Source organism: Leucobacter sp. M11 (assembly GCF_035726885.1).
Taxonomy (GTDB): Bacteria; Actinomycetota; Actinomycetes; order Actinomycetales; family Microbacteriaceae; genus JAPFRB01.
The window spans coordinates 451,001-452,459 of the sequence record NZ_JAPFRB010000004.1 but is presented as its reverse complement, the minus strand read 5'-3'; the positions used below and the strand labels follow the sequence as shown (position 1 = coordinate 452,459).

The following is a 1,459-nucleotide window of genomic DNA, read 5'->3' as shown; positions in this document are numbered from 1 at the left end:
GAAGATCGCCTTCGCGGGCGCGACGAGCGCGGCCAGCTCGTCGAGGCGGGCCTGGTCGCCCAGCACCCCCTCGTCGACGTTGAACACGTACATGAAGGGCTTCGTGGTGAGCAGCCCGAGCTCCTGGATCGGCGCGGTGTCCACGGCGGAGGCCGAGAGCGGGGTGCCGTCGTTCAGGACCGCGAGGGCCTCCTTGGCGGCGTCCACAACCGAGGCCTCGATCTTCTTCGACTTCAGCTCCTTCTCGTAGCGGGGCAGCGCCTTCTCCAGCGTCTGCAGGTCCGCGAGCACGAGCTCGGTGTTGATGGTCTCCATGTCGCTGGCCGGGTTCACGGCGCCGTCGACGTGAATCACGTCCTCGTCGGTGAAGCCGCGCACGACCTGGGCGATCGCGTCGGCCTCGCGGATATTCGCGAGGAACTGGTTGCCGAGCCCCTCGCCCTCGCTCGCGCCGCGCACGATGCCCGCGATGTCCACGAAGGACACGGGGGCGGGCAGGATCCGCTCGGAGCCGAAAATCTCGGCGAGGGTGTCGAGCCGCGCGTCCGGCAGGTTCACCACGCCGACGTTCGGCTCGATGGTCGCGAACGGGTAGTTCGCGGCGAGCACGTTGTTGCGGGTGAGCGCGTTGAACAGGGTTGACTTGCCGACGTTGGGCAGTCCGACGATTCCGATTGTAAGAGCCACGAGAGACGAGTCTACGGGACGGGGCCGGGTTCCGCCTGCTCGGCGGCCGCCCGATCCGTCCCGGCCCCGGGTGCGCGGGTCTCCGGGCGCAGCATGACGCGGTCCCCGGGCGTGCCCGTCAGCTCGCCATCCGCGAAGTGCAGGGTCACGGTGACCCCCGTGAGCTCCCCCAGGTCCGCCCCGTCCAGGCTCCGGAGCAGCCGCCCGAGGTGGTGCGGCCCGAGGTTGCGCAGCTGGATCGCGTGCGCGCCGGGCTCGGCCCGGCTCGGACGCTCGGGCAGGTCCGGGACGCACGAGCCGCACAGCCGGTAGCTGCGCAGCCCCGCGACCTCGCTTCGGCTGAGCAACTCGGGCATCGCCGCGGCCCGCGCCCGGGGCAACTCCCCCTCCCCCGCGGGCCGGGTGACGGCCCAGCCGGGCAGGCGGGACGCGTCCGCGATCTCGCCGGGGAAGGCGCGGACGTAGCTCCAGGCCCGGTCCCGATTCACCCGATGCTCGATCGTCGGGCACTCGGCGTCGTGGATCGTGGCGGGACCGTCCCCGGATCGGTTGCGCAGGAACACCCGCCCGGCGGCGAGCGCCTCGCGGACCTCGTCCTTCTCGGCGCGGATTCGTGCGGTGACCGAGGCCACCGCGGACGGTTCGGCCTCGCCCGGGCCGAGCGGCGCATCGCCTGACGCGGCGTCATGCGTGGCCGCGTCCGCCGCTTTCGGTGCCCCGTACTGGGCGAGGAGTTCGGTGAGCGAGAGGAGCTCGGCCACGGGGGCCTCCT

2 protein-coding genes are annotated in these 1,459 nt (G+C 72.4%); both read right to left on the bottom strand.

The window, feature by feature from the left end:
• Nucleotides 1–687: GTPase (locus tag OOT08_RS14240; protein WP_325093449.1), on the bottom strand; the 687-nt coding region annotated here is incomplete at its 3' end.
• An 11-nt stretch (nucleotides 688–698) separates the two neighbouring features.
• A partial coding sequence (locus OOT08_RS14235; protein ID WP_325093448.1) for a hypothetical protein occupies nucleotides 699–1,459 on the bottom strand: 761 nt, incomplete at its 5' end.